This window comes from Vibrio sp. 10N.222.48.A3, from assembly GCF_041475345.1.
GTDB classification, from domain to species: domain Bacteria; phylum Pseudomonadota; class Gammaproteobacteria; order Enterobacterales; family Vibrionaceae; genus Vibrio; species Vibrio tasmaniensis_A.
Genome location: NZ_JBFRVX010001090.1, coordinates 1 through 1,667, shown reverse-complemented (window position 1 = coordinate 1,667; position 1,667 = coordinate 1). Strand labels below are relative to the sequence as shown.

1 protein-coding gene is annotated in these 1,667 nt (G+C 41.0%); it reads left to right on the top strand.

Annotation, left to right across the window (positions count from 1 at the left end):
* The first annotated feature begins 282 nt into the window (after positions 1-282).
* The gene (locus tag AB4653_RS23890; RefSeq protein WP_102257610.1) at positions 283-1,158 is read left to right on the top strand and encodes a prohibitin family protein; all 876 of its coding nucleotides are present in this window, start codon (positions 283-285) and stop codon (positions 1,156-1,158) included.
* Positions 1,159-1,667 lie beyond the last annotated feature (509 nt).

Here is a 1,667-nt window from a genome sequence, read left to right as displayed (position 1 = left end):
AATATGAGTTACGTGTCGGTGTTTTCAATAACGATGACGTTGGTGTTGTAGAGTCTGGGTTATATTCGTCAAACGAACGCGAGGAACTCGATGAAATAGTAAGGCTCGTGATGGAATATAAAACAGGCAAGTAATAAAAATAAGGACTAATATGATGCGTTACGCTCGGCGGTTATGATAAAAGTACCGTGTACTTGGTTAGCTCTGTGGGGCTCACTTTCTTACGGGCGTTAGGATTGATATTGATTATTTACACATATAATAAGTTGGTTGGTAAAAAGCATGAAACAAGCTGTAGAAATGAAGAAACTTAACTTACCTATTAAGAAGGTAGGTGCCGGAATTGCCGTTGCTTTTGTTCTCTTTAGTTCCGTTTATACTGTTAATGAGGGGCACATTGGTATTGTTAAGCGCTTTAGTGAAGCGAAAACACAGGTAAGCCCAGGTTTACATTTTAAAGTTCCGTTTATCGACAGCGTTGAAGAGATTGAAGTTCGGACACGCAAGAATGAAGAGAAAATGGCCTCAAGCACAAAAGAGCAGATGCCAGTCACGGTCGTCGTATCCGTTAACTGGACGGTAGACAAATCTGCAGCGTTAGATCTCTTTAGACAGTATGGCGGTCTTCCACAGTTTGAAGCTCGCATTCTTGACCCTAGGTTTAGGTCAGCAACTAAGGATGTGATTCCCAAGTATGATGCAGAGCAACTGATTCAAGATAGAGCAAGTGCTATTCAGGCAATTGAATCAAACTTAATTGAAGAAATGGCCGCGTTTCCAGTAAGCGTAGATAATATACAGATTGAAAATATAGCCCTACCAAAAAAATACCTTACCTCAATCGAGACTAAGCAGACTGAGAAAAACTTAGCCGCAGCAGAGAAACATAAACTGGCTAGACAAAACTTAGAAGCTCAAAGAGCCGTAAATACGGCAAAAGCCGAAGCTGATGGTATTGAGCTTATCGCTATAGCTGAAGCGAAGGCGATTAAATTAAAAGGTTTTGCTGAAGCAGAAGCGATTAATGCAAAGGCCAAAGCTCTTGGGGATAACCCATTAATCATTAAACTGACCGAAGCTCAAAATTGGGACGGAAAGCTGCCAGCAACAATGTTGGGTGGTGAAAATATGCCTATTTTAGATATGAGAGCTAAGTAGCATTAGAGAATTAAAGGTAATCCTAATTCAGAAGGGGTGAGATGTTGCACAGTCAGCATTTACCCCTGAAGCTTGCATAAGCCCAAAGTCACTTTGTTAAGCAAACTGTACGATTAGGTTTGAAGGGCACATCGTGTTGAGGTTTCTCTCAAGGCGAGTGAGGCCAAGGTAAGGTTGTGATAGTCATCTTATCAAGCCGCTAGTCATTTGCTGTTTATTGTCGCCATGTTTATTCTTATTCCACAAATGCCCCCAGCCTTGTTCTCGTTGTCTTTCTGCTAAGTGAGTTGGCTCAAGCTTTACACATGCCAAAATCAATATTAAAAATACGGCCGTATGACCTAGTTTATTTAGTGTTCTGTCCAATATTGTGCATTGTCACACGCTTCAGCGCCTATACGCATGAATGGCATATTTACTATTGTAGTCAGTAGGTTAAAGTGGGTGATGCTTTATGAAGCAGGACTTACTATTTTGGCCTGTGGTATGAGGGCTAAAGTGGTTTTTAG